17 protein-coding genes are annotated in these 18,647 nt (G+C 64.2%); 14 read left to right on the top strand and 3 right to left on the bottom strand.

Annotated elements, in window-relative coordinates; all coding sequences use genetic code 11:
* The first annotated feature begins 192 nt into the window (after positions 1-192).
* Positions 193-1,029 carry a DUF2786 domain-containing protein gene (locus B3T59_RS21270; protein WP_287005067.1) on the top strand — a complete coding sequence of 279 codons (837 nt, stop codon included), beginning with the start codon at positions 193-195 and terminating at the stop codon, positions 1,027-1,029.
* 10 nt (positions 1,030-1,039) lie between these two features.
* Here B3T59_RS21270 and B3T59_RS21275 read toward each other — a convergent pair whose 3' ends face one another.
* Complete coding sequence (locus B3T59_RS21275) at positions 1,040-1,597, bottom strand: hypothetical protein (protein WP_082933679.1); 558 nt, start codon at positions 1,595-1,597, stop codon at positions 1,040-1,042.
* Between B3T59_RS21275 and B3T59_RS21280 the strand changes: the two genes are divergently transcribed.
* Entirely contained in the window at positions 1,596-2,096 is a 501-nt protein-coding gene (locus B3T59_RS21280) for a TIGR04338 family metallohydrolase (RefSeq protein WP_064863198.1), read from the top strand. The two genes, B3T59_RS21275 and B3T59_RS21280, sit on opposite strands and share 2 nt — an antisense overlap.
* 18 nt (positions 2,097-2,114) lie before the next feature.
* Here the strand turns inward: B3T59_RS21280 and B3T59_RS21285 are convergent, their stop codons facing one another.
* Both B3T59_RS21285 and B3T59_RS21290 read right to left on the bottom strand, forming a co-directional pair.
* The gene (locus tag B3T59_RS21285; protein WP_064863199.1) at positions 2,115-4,157 is read right to left on the bottom strand and encodes a CocE/NonD family hydrolase; all 2,043 of its coding nucleotides are present in this window, start codon (positions 4,155-4,157) and stop codon (positions 2,115-2,117) included.
* Positions 4,158-4,410: 253 nt separating this feature from the next.
* Positions 4,411-5,634: a glycoside hydrolase family 76 protein gene (locus tag B3T59_RS21290; protein ID WP_287005068.1), complete on the bottom strand. Its 1,224-nt coding sequence runs from the start codon at positions 5,632-5,634 to the stop codon at positions 4,411-4,413.
* A 295-nt stretch (positions 5,635-5,929) separates the two neighbouring features.
* Between B3T59_RS21290 and rplJ the strand changes: the two genes are divergently transcribed.
* The 12 genes from rplJ to B3T59_RS21350 all read left to right on the top strand — a co-directional run bounded on the left by rplJ (position 5,930) and on the right by B3T59_RS21350 (position 18,444).
* Positions 5,930-6,454: a 50S ribosomal protein L10 gene (rplJ, locus tag B3T59_RS21295; RefSeq protein ID WP_049698686.1), complete on the top strand. Its 525-nt coding sequence runs from the start codon at positions 5,930-5,932 to the stop codon at positions 6,452-6,454.
* A gap of 98 nt (positions 6,455-6,552) precedes the next feature.
* Positions 6,553-6,942: a 50S ribosomal protein L7/L12 gene (rplL, locus tag B3T59_RS21300; RefSeq protein ID WP_039857022.1), complete on the top strand. Its 390-nt coding sequence runs from the start codon at positions 6,553-6,555 to the stop codon at positions 6,940-6,942.
* 405 nt (positions 6,943-7,347) lie between these two features.
* Positions 7,348-8,622, top strand: coding sequence for an ABC transporter ATP-binding protein (locus B3T59_RS21305; protein WP_064863201.1), 1,275 nt, complete (start codon positions 7,348-7,350; stop codon positions 8,620-8,622).
* A 2-nt stretch (positions 8,623-8,624) separates the two neighbouring features.
* Complete coding sequence (locus B3T59_RS21310; RefSeq protein WP_005209182.1) at positions 8,625-9,431, top strand: MlaE family ABC transporter permease; 807 nt, start codon at positions 8,625-8,627, stop codon at positions 9,429-9,431.
* Between the two features lie 2 nt (positions 9,432-9,433).
* Positions 9,434-10,306, top strand: a complete 873-nt coding sequence (locus tag B3T59_RS21315; RefSeq protein WP_005209184.1) for an MlaE family ABC transporter permease — start codon at positions 9,434-9,436, stop codon at positions 10,304-10,306.
* Between the two features lie 3 nt (positions 10,307-10,309).
* Positions 10,310-11,647 (top strand): MCE family protein, encoded by a 1,338-nt coding sequence (locus B3T59_RS21320; protein ID WP_064863202.1) that lies wholly within the window; start codon positions 10,310-10,312, stop codon positions 11,645-11,647.
* On the top strand, positions 11,644-12,723 hold the full coding sequence (locus B3T59_RS21325; protein ID WP_064863203.1) for an MCE family protein: 1,080 nt from the start codon (positions 11,644-11,646) through the stop codon (positions 12,721-12,723). Before B3T59_RS21320 ends, B3T59_RS21325 begins: the two co-directional genes overlap by 4 nt.
* A gap of 2 nt (positions 12,724-12,725) precedes the next feature.
* Positions 12,726-13,781 (top strand): MCE family protein, encoded by a 1,056-nt coding sequence (locus B3T59_RS21330; protein WP_287005069.1) that lies wholly within the window; start codon positions 12,726-12,728, stop codon positions 13,779-13,781.
* On the top strand, positions 13,778-15,094 hold the full coding sequence (locus tag B3T59_RS21335) for an MCE family protein (RefSeq protein ID WP_064863205.1): 1,317 nt from the start codon (positions 13,778-13,780) through the stop codon (positions 15,092-15,094). The genes B3T59_RS21330 and B3T59_RS21335 overlap by 4 nt, the downstream gene beginning before the upstream one ends.
* Positions 15,094-16,428, top strand: coding sequence for an MCE family protein (locus B3T59_RS21340; protein ID WP_064863206.1), 1,335 nt, complete (start codon positions 15,094-15,096; stop codon positions 16,426-16,428). The genes B3T59_RS21335 and B3T59_RS21340 overlap by 1 nt, the downstream gene beginning before the upstream one ends.
* Positions 16,429-17,706, top strand: coding sequence for an MCE family protein (locus B3T59_RS21345; protein WP_064905841.1), 1,278 nt, complete (start codon positions 16,429-16,431; stop codon positions 17,704-17,706).
* A gap of 81 nt (positions 17,707-17,787) precedes the next feature.
* Positions 17,788-18,444, top strand: a complete 657-nt coding sequence (locus tag B3T59_RS21350) for a hypothetical protein (RefSeq protein WP_287005070.1) — start codon at positions 17,788-17,790, stop codon at positions 18,442-18,444.
* Positions 18,445-18,647 lie beyond the last annotated feature (203 nt).

The raw sequence follows: 18,647 nt of genomic DNA on the forward strand, positions 1-18,647 counted from the left end.
GCTGTAGCGGCGCTCTCCGGCGCGCGCGAGGTCAGGGTTTGGCTCGGGCGTCGAATGGGCAGTCGGGTGCTCGGATGGATCAACTCGTCGAATCTCGGTGTGCTCACCCGCCCACTCGCCTGGGAAAGTCAACAGATTCGACAAATCCTCCGTGGAGTGGAACCAAACGGCCATCGATCTAGTCTGATCTGTATGCGCGACGACAAACTCCTCACCCGGATCGCGGGGTTGCTGCGGCAGGCCGAGAACACCGACAACGAGCACGAGGCCGAGACGTTCATGCAGGCCGCGCAACGGTTGGCGACGTCGGCCTCGATCGATCTTGCGGTCGCCCGTGCCCACGACCCCGCGGCCAGACGCAAGACGACGCCGATCACCAGACAGGTCGCGATCGGCGAAACCGGAAAACGTGGATTGCGCACGTACGTGCAGCTTTTCGTCGCGATCGCGCGTGCCAACGACGTGACCGTCGACGTCGCGGGCAACAACACGTTCGTGCTGGCGTACGGATACGAGGCCGACATCGACACGTGTGAGGCGCTCTACACGTCGCTGCTGATCCAGATGGTCGCGGCGAGCGACGCCTACCTGCGCTCGGGCGACTACCGGGGCGAGACGTCGGCGCGGGTGGTGCGCAAGGGGACGGGTTGGCGGTCGCGGAGAGTCGTCGAACGTAAGCCGCTCGCCCCGATCACGGCGCGGTTGAACTTCCAGTCGGCGTTCGCCGAGCGGATCGGCGTGCGGCTGACCGAGGCACGCGATGCCGCACGGGCGGAGGCGGTGGAGCGTGACAACTCCCGCGAACTTCCCGCGGGCTCGACGTCGACCGCACTTGCGTTGCGCGACAAAGAACTCGAGGTCACCAGCTTCCACAAAACCGAGTCGACGGCGCGTGGCACCTGGCGCCCGACGACCGCGTCGTCGGGGTACTCGGAGGGCGCGCGCAAAGCGGGCGACCGCGCGGGGCGTCGAGCAAAGATCGGTGCCGACCGCGAATTCGGCGCTCCCCGTGGGGCACTCGAGGGTTAGGGTGTGCGGCTCAGCGCATCTCGCCCTGCAGGGCGTCTTTGTAGCGCGCGTTCTGGGCGGCGTCGGTGCCCTCGGGAAAGGTCATGACGAGGTCGACGACCTGAAAGTCTCCCGGATGTGCACCCGCGTAGAGCTGGGCACGGCCGGAGGTGGGGAACTGCATGAGGACAACTTGGTCGGATTCGACAGCTCTGCTGCACCCGGCTTCGGGACATCGCGCGGCAGTCGCGTCGTGACGACCGGTGACGGGCAGTCCGGTGGCGGCGATGCGGTCGAGTACCTGGTTGAGTTGGGCGGGGTCGACGGGATTGTCGACGTACGACGTCGAGGGCGCCGATACCGCTGTGACCTCACCCGCCGACGAACTGCAGCCGGTCAGCGCAACCCCGACGATCGCGGCGCCGACGATCGCGGTCGCGGCGGACTTCCCGATGGTGTGCGAGCGCGGCGTCATCGCGTGGACTCCCTGCGTGTCGAGGTGCGAAATGCTGACGTCGTCGAGCCTAGTCATGGCGGGGCAGCCCGCGGCATGCGCCATATCGGGGTGCGACAGGTCGGGGAGCGTCATGCCGCCGCGTGACACTCGGCGCGAACGGTTCTACGAGGCCGAGCGCATGGTGTTCCGGATGTTCGAGCGTGCAGGCGGTACGCACACGGTGCAGCTCGCGGGCACGGAGCTCACGCTGCCCGTCGAGGTCCAGTTCGCCTCGGTCGACTCCGTGCGCGACTACGTCGGTCGTGTGCTGTCGATGCCGTCGGTGAAGCAGCGCTTCGACGCCGCGTCGACGCCGGTGTCGGTGCGGGCACGCCGCGGACATCGCTCGGCCCACTACGCACGACGCGTGGACTCGGATCAGCGTGAGATCGCGATCCCCGACTCCACGGAGGGCCGCTGGGCGCTGCGCGAACTGGTCGTGCTGCACGAGATCGCGCATCACCTTGACGATTCGGACGGGCCGGCGCATGGTCGGGAGTTTGCGACGACGCTGACCGAGCTCGTCGGAGTGGTCCTCGGCCCGGAGGCCGAGTTCGTCTACCGCGTGGTGTTCGCGGATTCGGGTTTGTGAGGGGTCCGGCGACCTGGCTCAGAAGCCTTCGCCTGCAAGGAACGTCAGGTGGCTCGGGTGCTCAGGGTCGAGGACCAGGCGTTGTCTGCGGCCGCGCGCCTTGACCAGATCGGGCACGACGGTCAGATAGCGCGGGAAACTCGCCGCGTATACGTCGACGCGTAGTCGATGGCCGGGTTCGAGGACGGCATCGGTCGGGACGAGGTCGACGTCGATGCGCACCGGGGCGTCGGGTGGCACCGGAAGTTTGCGCTTGCGCGACAAGAAGTGGTGCGCGCCAACGAGACTGCCGTCCGAGGCGTAGGTCGACTTGCTGGGATCGAGCGCCCGATTCGACGCCGAGAGCGCGCCGTTGGTCAGCACCTTCGACGTTCCATCCGGCGCGACGTCGTTGACGGTGACTGCCCAGATGGCCTCATGCGCTGTGGTGGCGACGTTGAGGCGCAGATTCATCGAACCGCTGATCTGCGTCTGTTGGGTGACGGGAGCACTGGTGAACGAGAGTGCGCCGCGCTCTTGGAATCTGGCGTCGGAGGTGAAGTATTTACCCAAGGCCATCGTCGCGCCCGCGGTCACCTGTGTCATGTCGCGCGAGACGAGTCCGCGGACGTCCGCGCGGACGTGCAGCGAGGTGTAATCGGTGCACGGTGTGGATTGCAGGCTGCCGTCGTGTACGCAATGTGTTGCGCTGGAAGAACATTCACTCGACAAATAGAGCCGACGCGGTGCGACGCCCTGGCGCGGGAACGACTGGCCGGCGGTCCACGTGCCACCCTGCTGGCGCAGTGTCACCGGTCCGTAGTGCTCGACGCCGTTCGCGTGTCCCTTGAGCCAGCGGTCGAACCAGGCGCGCTCGAGGACGTCGAGACGAGGTGGCGCGAACTTGCCGCCGTAGCCGGACCCGACGTCGAAGTGATAGCCGTCGCCGACGATCAACTGCTTGCGGCCCGGTTCGAGGTTGAGACGCTCGTAAATGCCTGTGGCACTGCGGCCGAAGAGGTCGTGCCATGCCCCGACGGTGAGCGTCGGCGCCTCGATCTGATCGATCTGCGGATCGCGGGCGTCGAAGTACGGGTCGTCGAAGATGCGGTCGTCGCGGGCGGTGAGAAAACCCCAGAGCAGCGACGGGATCTCGGTTGCCGGAGATGCGACACGGTCGCGAAGGTAGCGGAAGTGCTTGCCGCGCACAACATCTCGCAGCAGAGTCGACGGATTCGGTACCCACTTCAGGATGTTGACCACGGACAACCACGCCGGGATGAACGCCGAGGGCATGCCGCCGGTGATGTAGATGTCGCGCACGATGTCGTCGCAACCCTCGACCGCGAACACGGCGCCGAGCTGGGGCGGACGCTTGTCGGCTGCCTGTAGCGAGTTGATGGCCGAGTACGACCATCCCGCGAGTCCGACCTTGCCGTTGCACCACTCCTGCTCGGAGACCCAGTCGATGATCTCGACGGAATCCTGCTGTTCACGTGGGCCGAGGATCTCCCACTTGCCGTGGCTGGCGCCGGTGCCGCGAACGTCGACGATGATCTGGGCGTAACCGCTGCGCACCAGGTTTCGATTGATGCCGAAGACGTCGATCACGCCGCCGGCGAGTACCTGGGTCAGGGTGGTCAGCCCCTCGAGAGGTGTGCCCGTCGCGTCGACCGATCGTGCTGCCGCACGCACGGCACCTCCGATGACGGGGGCGTGCATCGTGGTGTCGATGAAGTCGATCGCCGCGCGGTTGTACGGGTTGATGTTGATGATCGCCGGGTAGGGCGTCGTGACCACGTCGCCGAAGCGTGTGGCGGGCCGGACGATTGTCGCCCGCAACTCGACGCCGTCGCTCATCGTCAGAGTGACATCGCGGTCGATCGAGACGCGTGGGTAGACCTGCGGGCCGTCGACCTGCTCGCGCCAACGCATCGCACTGGCGCCGCCGGTGGGATCGCCGAGGGGGAGGGTTCCGAACACGGGCGCATCGGACGTGGATCGACGCTGAGGAACCGGGTCGAGCGGAAGTGGCTCAACCCGACCGCGGTCGGATTCTGTCGGTCCCAACTGAAACGCCATGGTGCATCAGCCTGCCTTTGAGGTCACTGCACCTGCGTCAGCCGGTTCGACCGGTGGGCGTGCTGTCGCCGATGCCGTCACTTCATCGTGTCGGTTGGAGAAGCTGAACCGCGTTGTGGCGCATGGCCCCAACCCCACCCGGTTGTGGTCCATCTCACTCCGGACACCGACACTAGCCCATGTGTGGTCTCGGAACGCTAACTAGGGGGCGTCAATTTGGCCCTCGTAGACAAAGGCGCAGGTCAGGGTTGTATCAATCCTGAACATTCTGTTCGGATAGTCCGAGATCCACCGCGGCGGCGGCTTCTTGAACCATCCATCCCGAGAGCTGAACCGAGAGATCTCGCTCGGGAACCGCAGACGAGTTGACCGCTCCCGCCACGAATGCGGCGTCCCCGCCGCCGCGGGTGGGCCTCGCGGCGGGCTGGTGCCAGTCGGCGCTGAACACCACGGCGTCGTCGACCTCGGTGCGCGTCTGCCAGGCGGCGTCGGCGCTGGTGAGGACGAGCGCCGCGCTCCGACGACGAAGCTCATCGGCACCGGGGAGATCGGCGGGCAGATCGGTCGCGACGAGCGCCAGATAGCGGGCGAGAACGCCCATGAACAGTCCGCCGTCGCCGCCGCCCGCACCACGGATCACGCCGTCGGGGCACTCGTGGCTTTCGACCGCTGTGAGCAGACGGTCGATCCGGGCGAGGTGTACGGGATCGCGGGTGAGCCGCGCGGCCTCGACCTCCGAGCCCAAGACGACTCCCTGGCAATACGTGTAGATCGCGGTGACGCGCTCGAACCCGCCGTCGCGCGGCTTGACGCCGTCGATGACGAGGTGGGAATCGGGGTCGACGAGTGTTGCGTTCATCCAGTCACACATCTCCAATGCGCGCTTCGCATGGCTGCCGGGCTGGGTCCCGGCCTGCCCCGTCCGCGCGAGCAGAATGGTCGCGGGTCCGTTGGCGGGGGCATTGAAGAAGGTGTCGATGGTGCGCCACGGGATGCCGCCGCCACGTTCAGGCTCCCAGGCGTCGTACATGCGCTTGCTCAAGACGCGCAGTGCCTTCGGATGGTGGAGGTCGAGGTGACGGTCGGCGCGCTCGATCGCAAGCCCTAGCCACGCCATGTCGTCGTAGTAGTTGTTGGTCCACCGTCCGAGGTTGCGCAGCCGGATGCCGCGCAGGAGGCGGTTGGCGAGGTCGGCGAGGTCGGGGTCGTAGGGTGCGTCGTCGACGGGGCGGTGGATGGCGGCGTCGACGATGAGGTCGAGTAGATGGGCGTGCCACCAGTAGTGCCAGAATCCGAAGCGACTACGCAGAACGTCGAGCGGGAGGCGACTCAGCGGCCATGCGACCGTTGCGATGCGTGTGCCGGGCACCCACCACGCATGTCGAAGATGCCTACCGAGGATCGAGTCGGCCGCGATTGCGGCGCGGTCGTTGGGATCCGAGACGGCGCCGGCGGGCGATTTGGATGCATTCCCCATGGTCGGGTAGCCTATTACTTCGGTGTGACGTGCACGTGTACGTCGTATCGGTTCAACCAGAGACCGTCGGTCATCGGGAGCGATTCCGATCGAAGGACGACTGCAGCGTCGCAAGGCGCGAGGTCGGCGGCCCACGCAGGGAGAACGAGGAATAGTGGTGGGCGCCCTGGAGCGCCTCGCCGAGAAACTACGCCCCGTGCCATCTGCGTGCCGGGGCGTTTATTTGTTTCGCCCCTCCTTGCGGGTATCTGGTCCGAACTCTGACCAACTCGAGTGATGAGGAAGGAGGCGAAGTATGGCCAAGTCCGAAAAGATCGCAGCAGTCGCTGAGATCGCCGAGCAGTTCAAGGGCTCAACGGCGACGGTCGTCACGGAATACCGTGGATTGTCCGTCACCCAGATCACCGATCTGCGACGTTCCCTCGGCGAGGGCGCAACCTACTCCGTCGCCAAGAACACCCTGGTGAAGCGTGCCGCTGCTGAGGCGGGCGTTGAGGGACTCGACGAGCTGTTCTCCGGCCCGACCGCGATTGCCTTCATCGAAGGTGAGCCGGTGGTGGCCGCGAAGGCGATCAAGAACTTCGCCAAGGACAACAAGGCTCTGGTCATCAAGGGCGGGTACATGGATGGCAAGCCGCTGTCCGTTGCCGAGATCGAAACGATCGCCGACCTTGAGACCCGTGAGGTCTTGCTGGCCAAGCTCGCCGGTGCCATGAAGGGCAACTTGGCAAAAGCCGCCGGACTGTTCAATCAGCCGGCGTCGCAGGTGGCACGACTCGCTGCCGCCCTGCAGGAGAAGAAGGAATCCGCAGGCGAATAAGTACCTCGGTACTCATCCGTCAGCACACAAGCATTCCCCCGCGCGGGGATTGACAAGACAAGACGCCCCGCGTGGGGACTTACAGGAAGGACGCCACCATGGCGAAGCTCACCGCTGACGAGCTCATCGATCAGTTCAAGGAACTGACCCTGCTGGAGCTCAGCGATTTCGTGAAGAAGTTCGAAGAGGTCTTCGAGGTCACCGCGGCCGCACCGGTCGCTGTTGCCGCTGCAGGCGCACCGGCTGCTGCCGGCGCCGACGCTGCTGCCGAGCAGGACGAGTTCGACGTCATCCTCGAGGGTGCCGGCGACAAGAAGATCCAGGTCATCAAGGTCGTGCGTGAGGTCGTTTCCGGCCTCGGCCTGAAGGAGGCGAAGGACCTCGTCGAGGGTGCTCCCAAGCCGATCCTGGAGAAGGTCGACAAGGAGGCCGCTGAGGCTGCCAAGACCAAGCTCGAAGAGGCCGGCGCCAAGGTTTCCGTCAAGTAAGCGGAGGCAACCGGAGCCTGCGGAGGTTGGCGGAGCGCGCTTGCGTGTCGACTTCCGTCAAGTAAGACGGTCTCCGAAGGCTTTCAGCCACGCTCTTCACACGAGCCCGGGACAGCTGTGCTGTCCCGGGCTCGTTGCTGTCCGCGGGTAGCCCACAGTTGCCGCACAATGTGACCGCCAACCTACTTTTGTTATGTCGGTGGCATGGGATACTCTCTTGGGCAGTCAGGTTACCGGCCGGTAATTGGTCAAACCTGAGAACCGCCGAGAGGCGGTGTGGATACGGGGGAGCAGTCCGCTAGAGTGACCCCAACCACAGTTGAGTCCGCCTGCGTTCGTGCCGCCTATGTCCGATGTCTTGCCTTGGCTGCCACGCTTCGGGACCCGAGTTTCTTGGAGGATGTAGTGGGTGTTGAGGTCAGCGTCGAGGGGCTCACCAAGTCTTTTGGTTCTCAGAACATCTGGCGTGATGTGACGTTGACCTTGCCGTCGGGTGAGGTGTCTGCGCTGCTGGGACCGTCGGGTACCGGCAAGTCGGTGTTTTTGAAGACGCTGATCGGTCTGTTGCATCCTGAGCAGGGTTCGGTGGTGATCGACGGCACTGATATCACGCAGTGTTCGGCCAAGGAGCTCTATGAGATCCGCAAGTTGTTCGGGGTGTTGTTCCAGGATGGCGCTCTGTTCGGGTCGATGAGTTTGTACGACAACATCGCGTTTCCGCTTCGTGAGCACACGAAGAAGAAGGAAGATGATGTCCGGCGGATCGTGATGGAGAAGATCGATCTGGTCGGTTTGGCCGGTGCCGAAGACAAGCTGCCGGGTGAGATTTCCGGTGGTATGCGTAAGCGTGCCGGGTTGGCGCGGGCGTTGGTGCTCGATCCGCAGATCATTTTGTGTGATGAGCCGGACTCGGGTCTCGATCCGGTGCGTACTGCCTATATCTCACAGTTGCTGATCGACATCAATGCGCAGATCGACGCGACGATCTTGATCGTGACGCACAACATCAACATCGCCCGCACGATTCCGGACAACATCGGCATGTTGTTCCGGAAGGAGTTGGTGATGTTCGGGCCGCGTGAGCAGTTGTTGACTTCGGAGCAGCCGGTGGTCAAGCAGTTCCTCTCCGGTGATCGGTTTGGTCCGATCGGTATGTCGGAGGAGAAGGACGAGGCGGTGCAGAAGCAGGAAGAGGCTATGCAGGCCGCCGGCATTGGTGGTGGCGGTACGAAGGATGATTTCTCGGAGATCATTCCGCAGGTGCAGCCGAATCCGGGGATGCCTGAGCGTAAAGCGGTCGCTCGGCATCGTGAGCGGGTGTTGGAGTTGTTGCCGTCGTTGCCGGAGAACGCGCAGCGCGCGATCCGTGAGTCGATGCAGCAGGAAGACCAGATCCGCGAGGAATCCCGCGCCCACGCCGCAACCACCCAGGGCGTCGAATGGTCCGACACCGAGGGTGGCCTCCAGGCAGGCAGCGAGAACGTCATGGTCGACACCTCCACCGACGTCATCGATCACGGTGACCGCAATCAGGGTGGGTACGGAAACGACTACGCCGGTAACGATTACGCCGGTGACGATGCGCAGACCCAGCAGTGGGCTGTGCCGGAGGAAGCGAAGACTCAGCAGATCGAGTCGGAACGTCCCGAGGGTGGGCGTCACTACGGCGGGGGCTCATAGGTATGACGAATGCCACCACGCGTGGCGTCGACAGAATCGCGCGGGCCGGTGAAGGTGCACTCGCCCAGACAGGCAATATCGTCCAGCTTTTCGTCGATGTAGCACGCCAGACTTTCGTGCGCCCATTCCAGTGGCGCGAGTTCATCCAGCAGGCATGGTTCATCGCAAGCGTGACGATCCTGCCGACTGCGCTCATCGCGATCCCGTTCGGCGCCATCGTGTCTTTGCAGACTGGTTCGCTGATCAAGCAGCTCGGAGCGGAGTCGTATACCGGCGCCGCGTCGGTGCTGGTCGTCATCCAGCAGGGCTCGCCGCTGGTCACGTCGCTGTTGATCGCGGGCGCCGCGGGCTCGGCCGTCGCCGCCGACCTCGGATCGCGGACCATTCGCGAAGAGATCGACGCGATGGAGGTGCTAGGCATCAATCCCATCCAGCGCCTCGTCGTACCTCGTGTGCTCGCAATGGTGCTGGTCGCGATCCTGCTCAACGGTCTGGTCGCCGTCGTCGGTATCGGGGGTGGCTACTTCTTCAACGTGGTCGTCCAGGGCGGAACGCCGGGTGCATACCTGGCGTCATTCGGCGCGCTTGCCCAGCTTCCCGACCTCTGGATCTCACTTCTCAAAGCTGCCATCTTCGGTGTGATCGCGGGCGTCGTCGCGTCGTACAAGGGACTCACCCCGAAGGGCGGCCCCAAGGGCGTCGGTGATGCGGTCAACCAGAGCGTCGTCATCACCTTCCTGCTGCTGTTTCTGGCCAACCTGATCATCACTGCGGTCTACCTGCAGATCGTCCCGCCGAAGGGGAGCTGACCATGGCCGGTGGAGTGACTATCGCCAAGAGCCGCCCCGAGTACTACATGTACGAGGCGCGCAAACAGCTCGGCAAACCACTGAAGTTGCTCGACGGTGCGGGCGAGCAGATGTCCTTCTACGGACGCACGCTCGCCTGGATTCCGCGCACGCTGGTTCATTACACGCGCGAGGTCCTGCGCATTCTCGCCGAAGTGGCGTTCGGTTCCGGCGGTCTCGCCGTGATCGGCGGCACCGTCGGCGTGATGGTGTTGATGTCGGGGTTCACCGGCGTCGTGGTCGGTCTGCAGGGCTACGCCGCACTCGACCAGATCGGCTCGCAGGTGCTCACCGGCTTCTTGTCGGCGTACGTCAACACCCGAGAGGTCGCGCCACTCGTCGCGGGTCTCGCGTTGTCGGCGACGGTCGGTTGCGGTTTCACCGCCCAGCTCGGAGCCATGCGCATCTCGGAGGAGATCGACGCGCTGGAGTCGATGGCCGTGCCGTCGATCCCGTTCCTGGTGTCGACGCGCGTGATCGCAGGCTTCATCGCGGTCATCCCGCTCTACGTGCTCGGACTGTTGTCGGCGTATTTCGCCTCCAGAGTGGTGACGACTGTCTTCAACGGACAGTCCGGCGGCTCGTACGACCACTACTTCAACCTGTTCCTACCACCGGAAGACGTGCTGTGGTCTTTCGGTAAGGTGCTTGTCTTTGCGTTCGTGATCATTCTCGTGCACTGCTACTACGGCTACTACGCAAGTGGTGGCCCCGCGGGTGTCGGCGTGGCCGTCGGACACGCTGTTCGAGCGGCATTGGTCCTGATCGCCGTGCTCGACTTCTTTCTCGGCCTCGCCATCTGGGGGACGACGACGACTGTGAGAGTGGGGGGCTAGGCGATGACAGTGATTCGTCGCCGGTTGCTGGGACTGGTGTTCTTCATCGTGGTCGCACTGTTCTTCACGCTCACGATCATGAAATTCAACAAGGACTTCACGACGTTCACCGACGTCACGCTGAAGACCGACTCGGTGGGTAATGCGCTACCGTCGAATGCTGACGTGAAAGCGCGCGGCGTTCTCGTCGGCGAGGTGCGCGACGTCGAACCCGCAGGCAATGGCACGGTCAACGTGACGCTCGGCCTCAAGCCCGAGATGGCCGCGCAACTGCCTGCCGACACCACCGCACGCATCCTGCCCAAAACGCTGTTCGGCGAGCGCTACGTCGCACTTCAGGTGCCCGAGCAGGCGTCGGGTCCGACGCTGGCTAACGGCGCGACGATCCAGACCGACACGAGCGGCAACGCGAAAGAGGTCCAGGATCTCCTCGACCGTCTGCTGCCCGTCCTCGACGCGATCCCGCCGCAGGACCTCAACGTGACCCTGACCGCGTTGTCGCAGGCGCTTTCGGGTCGCGGTGAGCAGATCGGTACGACGCTCGAAGAGCTCAACACCATCTTCGGTCGCCTGTCGACACCGAAGAATCTCAATTCGCTCGAGGGCACGTTGCAGGGCCTCGCGTCGTTCTCGAAGACCTACTCGACGGCGTTGCCCGACGTCATCGACGCACTCGACAACTTCCGCACGACCAACAAGACGATCGTCGACCGTCAGGGCGATCTGCGGACGTTGATCGCAACGCTCGGGACCGCGTCGACCGACACGACCAACTGGTTGCAGCAGAATGGCAACAACCTCGTCGATCTCGTCACCGACTCGGAGCCGTTCCTGACCGGACTCGCCAAGCAGTCGCCGACGTTCGTCTGCGCCTTCCACAACTTCGCGACGCTGATCCCGGAATCGGAGAAGATCGTCGGAAAGGGCACCAAGAACCCCGGTGTGCGCGTGAATCTGCAGTTCGTCAATCCGCGCGGTCGCTATCTGCCCAACCAGGACGAGCCAAGGTTCTTCGACCAGGATGCCCCGGCTGTCTGCTACGACCCGCCGACCAACGGCCGCCCGTTCCCGCAGTACCCCGGCGGTAGCCTCGCCGACGGCTCGTACCAGCCGCCGTCACGCAACCCCGGCCCGACGACCGTCCAGAAGCTGCCGCAACCGCAGTTCACGAAGACGCCTGTCGGGACAATCCGCGAGAACTCGTTCGACGATCCGACCTACCGGGCGCAGCTGAAGGTGATCTACGGCGCGGCCAGCGGGACCGAACCCGACGACGTGCCCACCTGGACCACCATGATCGGTGCTGCGCCACTGCAGGGAGCGCAGGTGCACATCAAATGAAGTCCATTGTGGGGCCGTTGACCAAACTGATCGTCTTCGCGGTGGTCACCGTGGTCGCGACTGCGTTGCTCGCGCTGACCATCGCCAACATCGGTGGTGGGGCAGACAACGACTACAAGGCCGTGTTCACCGACGCGTCGATGCTCAACAAGGGCGACGACGTGCGCATAGCCGGTGTGCGTGTGGGCCAGGTCAGCAACGTCGAGGTCTACGACAAGAACCGGGCGCAGGTCTCGTTCAACGTCGACCGCCAGCTGCCCGAGGGTGCGCAGATCTACATCAAGTACCGGAACCTCACGGGTCTGCGTTACCTCTCGGTCGAGAAGGGTGCGGGCGATGCGTCGCAGACCGTGAACCCCGGCCACACCTTCGGTGCGAACCCGAACGAGAACAACACGCATCCCGCGGTCAACCTGACGCAGCTGTTCAACGGCTTCAAGCCGCTGTTCCGCCAGCTTCAGCCCGAAGACGTGAACAAGCTCTCCGACGAGATCATCAAGGTCTTCCAGGGTGAGTCGAGCAACGTGTCGAGTCTGATCAGCGATACCGCCGATCTGACCAACTCGATCGCCGACAAGGACGCCGTGATCGGCGACCTGATCACCAACCTGACCAAGGTCCTCGACACGGTCAACCGGAACGACGAGCAGTTCACCGCGCTCCTCGACAACACCGAGCAGTTGGTGACGGGCCTTGCCGCACAACGCGGTTCGGTCGGTTCGGCGATCACGTCGGTCTCCAACCTGACAGCGGTCACGGCGTCGATCCTCACGTCGACGCGGCCGTCCATCCAGGGCGACATCGCCGGCCTCAAGCAGGTGGCCGACCAGGTCAACAAGCGTCGCGACGACGTCGCGCAGATCCTGACCAACCTGCCGATCAAGCTCCAGAAGATCGGCCGTGCGGCGACATTCGGTTCCTGGTTCCAGTTCTATCTGTGCGGAATCGACGTCGTCGCAGGAAACGGCAAGTCGACGCTGCTGACGCAGCCGCTCGTCCCGCTTCCGTACATCAACCACGTCCTTTACACCAGCGCGGCAAGCCGTTGCTGGAAAGACAACCAGCCAGGGGGGTGAGCATGGCAGACGGAACAGCCCAGAAGAAGCCGGGGCACAAGCGATTCGGTGGGCATCGCAGCCCCGTCAGTATCGGTGCGATCGGTATCCTGATCCTGCTCATGATGGCGGTGTCGGCGTTCTACCTGACCTCGTTGCCGCTCGTCGGTGCGGGTGCCCAGTACACGGCCAAGTTCACCGAGGCCGCCGGGCTGCGCAAGGCCGCCGAGGTGCGCGTCGCGGGCGTGAAGGTCGGTGAGGTCAGCGACGTCGCGCTCGACGGCAACCGCGTCGACGTGAAGTTCCGCGTGACCAACACGTGGATCGGCGATCAGACGCAGGCGTCGATCCAGATCAAGACGGTGCTGGGGCAGAAGTATCTGTCGCTCAATCCCCGTGGTAGCAAGATCGCCGACCCGAGTGTCGCGCTCACCGATACGGTGTCGCCCTACGACGTGATCGAGGCGTTCTCCGACGCCGCAGACTCGGTCGAGACCTTGAACACCGATCAGCTCGCGACGTCGATGAAGGCGATCTCCGACACGTTCTCCGGAACGTCGGGCGATGTCGGACCTGCGCTCGAGGGCGTCACGCGTCTGTCGCAGACGATCGCCAGCCGCGACCAAGAGGTGCAGAAGCTTCTCGAAGCGACCAAGAGCACGTCGAAGATTCTCGCTGACCGCAACCAGGAGTTCGTGAAGCTGATCGCGGGTGCAGGCCAGTTGCTCGACGAGCTCAACAACCGCCAGAAGAACATCTCGGCGTTGCTGAAAACGACGACGGCACTGAGTGATTCGCTGAGCGGGATCGTTCGGGACAACGAGGCTCAGATCGGCCCGGCGCTCGACTCGCTGAAGGGCGTCAACGATCTGCTCAAGGAGCAGAACAAGAACCTTCAGGACACGATCACGTACATGGCGCCGTTCTATCGGCTCTACGCGAACGTGCTCGGCAACGGTCGGTGGTTCGAGTCCGTGGTGACCAACCTCCTGCCGCCTGCACTGCCGCAGCAGAACACGACGCGCCTGCCCAACAAGCAGGCGAACCAGAACAACGGTGGAACGGAGGCAACCGGATGACCACCCCGGATCTGTCCAAGACCTCCGGTCCCGGACGTTGGTTCACCCCACGCCACATCGTGATCATCGTGCTCGGGTTGATTCTCGCGCTGATTGTCGCCGGCGCGCTGTGGTGGGTCTTCAGCTCGATGGGGACCACCAAGATCAACGCGACGTTCGCGCGGACCGTCGGTATCTACAAGGGTTCCGACGTCCGGGTTCTCGGCGTGCCCGTCGGCAAGGTCGACTCGGTCACCCCCGACGGCCAGACCGTCAAGGTGACGATGACCGTCAACCGCGGCGTCGACCTCCCCGCCGACGTGCGTGCGGTTCAGGTGATCCCGTCAGTGGTCGCCGACCGTTACGTGCAGCTGACACCCGCCTATTCGGGTGGCCCGAAGGCGCCGCGAAACATCACGCTGACCGAGAAGCAGACGATGGTTCCCGTCGAGGTCGACAAGATCTACGAGAGCGTCGAAAAGCTGTCGAAGGCGTTGGGTCCCAACGGAGCCAACAAGGACGGCGCGGTCAGCGACCTCGTCGCGGTCGGCGCGCAGAACCTCGAGGGCAACGGCGCCAAGCTCGGCGATGCCATCGAGAATCTGTCCAAGGCGACGACGACCCTGTCGGACTCGCGCGGCAACATCGTCGACACCGTCAACAATCTCGACGTGTTCGTCGGAGCGTTGAAGGAGAACGACTCCCAGGTGCGCCAGTTCAACAACCAGATGGCGTCGTTCAACACGTTCCTCGCGGGGGAGCGTCAGCAACTGTCGGCCGCGCTGAACAAACTGTCGATCGCACTCGGCGACGTCGCGACGTTCGTCGCTGACAATCGCGAGCAGATCGGCCAGACCGTCAACGATCTCAAGCCGACGACCCAGGCGCTCGTCAACACTCAACAGAGTCTCAAGGAGACGCTGACCGTGCTGCCGCTGACGATCAACAACCTGATCAACGCGTACGACGCGGAGTCGGGCACGATCGCCATGCGACTGACGCTGCCTGACCTGCAGGACCCGACACAGGCGACCTGCCAGTTCCTCGACCTCGGTGCGCTGCTTCCGGGTAATCCCGCGGCAGATCAGTTCAGCGACACGCTCAAGCCGTTCATCAACCAGTGCAAGACGATCGGTAAGCAGATCACCAACAACGTGCTCACCCCGATCCTGCCGGTGTTGCCGTTCGGCATCATGAGCAACAACAAGCTGCAGAAGTACCCGGTCCCGGGAACTGTTCCCGGGACACCCGACCCGCAGGCGAACCCGGGCCCGGCGACCAAGACGCCGGCATCGGCGAAGCCGTCGGCCACACCACGGTCGGGAGGTAACTGATGACTCGGCATCTCAGTCGGTTCGTTCCGCGCGCGTGGCGTGGGGTCATCGCCGCGGTGGTGGTCCTGACCGCGATGCTGACGGTCGCAGGTTGCGGGTCGAATGGAATCCAGTCGATTCCGCTGCCCGGCGGCGTCGACGTCGGCGACAACCCGCGCACCTACAAGATCCAGTTCTCGAACATTCTCGATCTGGTTCCGCAGTCGGTGGTCAAGCGTGACGGCATCCCCGTCGGACGTGTGACCAGTGTCGAGATCCCGAAGAACGAGTGGTTCGCGCTGGTCACCGTCAAGGTGAAGAACGACATCGATCTGTCCGATCAGGCTGGTGCAGCAGTGCAGCAGACGTCACTGCTCGGCGAGAAGTTCGTCGCACTGACAGAGCCTGCGAACAGTGCCTCGTTGCCACGCCAGGACCAGTCGACGGCGATCCCGCTGGATCGCACGCGTACCGCAACCGATATCGAGCAGGTACTCGGTGCGCTGTCGATGCTGCTCAACGGTGGTGGGATCAACCAGCTCGAACCGATCGTGACCGAGCTCAACAAGGCGCTCGACGGTCGTGCCGACAAGGTGCACGACCTGATCGGCAACGCCAGTTCACTCGTGGCAGGTCTCAATCGCCAGCGCGACTCGATTCTCGCGGCGATCGACGGCCTCGACAGGTTGTCGGACAGGGCCGCTGCGCAGACGACGCAGATCGACCGCATCCTCAAGGAACTGCCTGCAGGTGTGGCGGTGCTCGAGGAGCAGCGTCCGCAGTTCGTCGACCTGCTGACCAAGCTCGACAAGCTCGGACAGGTCGGCACCGACGTTCTCGGACGATCGCACGATGCGTTGATCACCGATCTGAAGGCGCTGCGTCCCGTGCTCACCGAGCTCGCGAAGGCGGCGCCGGACCTGATCACCGCAGCACCGTTGATGCTGACGCACCCGTTCCCGGACTCGTTGTTGCCTGCGGTGCAGGGCGATTCGACGAACCTGTTCATGACGCTCGACCTGCGTCTGCTGAATCAGCTCGAGGCGCTGGGCGTCGGTCAGGGGACGCCGAAGTACTCGCCCCCGCAGCGCCACGACGTTCCGGTGAATCAGAGCAACCCGTACATCAACGGAAACGGCCCGCGCTACGGATGGCCGACCATCACGTTGTTGCCGCCTGCCGCCAATGCGACACCGGGTCCGAACACACCACCGTCGGGTGGCCGCTATCCGGCATCGGCGACGGTCCCGCGCGGCAGTGGAGCGTCGGCGGCCAAACCCGCCAACTTCCCGGCGCCGGCGTCGAGTGACCAGAGGTTCATCGATGGTCCGCTGAAACTCCTGGGGGTCGGATAGATGATCAGCAGACTCGCGAAGATTCAGCTCATCTTGTTCGTGGTCGTCGGCCTGGTCGCGATCGCCTTTGTCGGCGCCAAGTACGCACGACTCGACAAGACGGTCGGAATCGGCACGTACACGGTGACGGCGTCGCTGAAAGATTCAGGCGGCATCTTCACCAATGCCGAGGTGACCTACATGGGCATCCCGGTCGGTCGTGTGGGCAAGCTCGAGCTGACCAAGACCGGAGTGAACGTCGCACTCGTCATCGACTCGAACTCGCCACAGATCCCGGCGGATTCGGTCGCGGTGGTCGCGAACCGTTCGGCGATCGGTGAGCAGTATGTCGACCTGCAGCCGCAGTCGACGGGCTCGCCCTACCTCGCCGACAACTCGACGATCACTCGGTCGTCGGTTCCGCCGCCACTCGAAGACGTCGTGTCGTCGGCGATCGACTTCACACAGTCGATCCCGATCGACGACCTGCACACGGTCATCACCGAGCTCGGCAAGGCGTTCAACGGACAGTCCGAGAACCTGACGCGGCTCGTCGACTCACTTGGCAAGCTCTCGCGCGCAGGTGTCGACAATCTCGACCAGACGATCTCGCTGATCAACAACGCCAACGTCGTGCTGGCGACGCAAGCCGAGCAGTCCGATCAGATCCTCGCGTGGTCGCGCAGCCTCGACCTGGTCACCGCGACGCTCGCGGCGTCCGACCCGGACCTGAGGCGATTGCTCACCACAGGAACGACGTCGGCGACGCAGATCTCGAATCTCATCCAGAAGAACGGCGGCGACATCGGGAAGGTCGTCGGTCAGCTCTCCGAGGTTGCACGCACGATCCAGCCCGCCGGCTACATGACGAACGGAACGTTCGCGATGCTGTCGGCGCTGTCGGCGGGTAGCCATTCACCTGCGCCCGGCGATGGACAGATCCACTTCGGCATCGTGCTCGAGACCAATAACCCGGCGGCGTGTACGCGTGGCTATGAGTCGACCGACGCCATGATCGACCAGATCCGTAAGAAGGACCCGAAATTCGATATCCGCTACGACGAGTTCCCGTTCAACACGCAGGCCTCCTGCGACGTCCCGTTCGGAAATCCGACCGGTGTGCGCAGCGCCAAGCGCGTGGAGTACGCGAACCCGAATATCACCCAGCCCTGGGATTCGACCCCGAAGAAGGATCCGGACAAGTTGAATCTGACCCCGTTGGCCACGCAGCTGGCGGCAATGATGGGCGTCCGTCCGGTCAAGCCGGGCGGGTTCGGAACCGACGGATTCGGTGGCTGACCTGGGAGAGCGCCGCGTCGTCGACGATGTGCGTCGATCGAATTGGCTCTCTCTCAGGTGTGCTCGATACAGTGACGCGCGATGACCACCATGACTGATCCGACAAAGGCGTCGGAGCCGACGAATGCCAACGACAGCACGTGGCGTAGTCACCCGCTCGTCGGTGTGCTCGCTATCGTCGCGGTGCTTATCGCCGCAGCATGCGTTGCCTTCTTCGGCTACCGCGCCTACGAGGTGTACTTCGTCGAGAAGCCGATCCAGACCGCGCGCGATGAGGCGGTGTCGGGTGCCGAGCAGGCGATCATCAACGTCACGACCGTCGACCCCAAGAACACCGCCGACTGGAAGCGTCGCGTCGACAGCTCGTTGACCGGCAAGGCCAAGGAGCAGATCACGGCGCAGGACGTGACGACGCTCAATCAGCAGATCACGCAGGCCGGGCCACAGGCTGCGACGCTGACGTCGCGGCTCAAGCGCTCAGCTCCGACCGAGGTCAATGCCGACGCAGGCACTGCCAAGGTGCTGATCTACGTCGACGCCACGGCCAAGCGCGAGAACGAGGCGGGCGTCACCCAGACGATGGGCTTCTCGGTCAGCATGACCAAGACGGACGGCACCTGGAAGGCGTCTAACATCTCCCCGCTCGATGGGATCAGCGTCGACGACCCGGGACAGTCCGGCTCTGGGAGTCAGCAGTCCGGCCAGCAACCCAGTCAGCAACAGGGAGGGGGGAACTGATGGTACGTCCACCGCGCAAGTCGGGTAACGGCCCGTCCCGTCGACCCTCCGCCTACCGGCCGCGCGTCGCAGGCCGTGGCCGTACCTCGGCCGCCGGCGAGCCGCAGACGCCCGAAACGACCGAGAGTCCTGAGACCACGGAGAGCCCTGCGACCACGGAGAGCTCTGCGACCGCGGGGACTCCTGAGGCCACAGAAAGCTCG

The organism is Gordonia sp. UBA7860, assembly GCF_002500165.1.
Taxonomy (GTDB): Bacteria; Actinomycetota; Actinomycetes; order Mycobacteriales; family Mycobacteriaceae; genus Gordonia; species Gordonia sputi.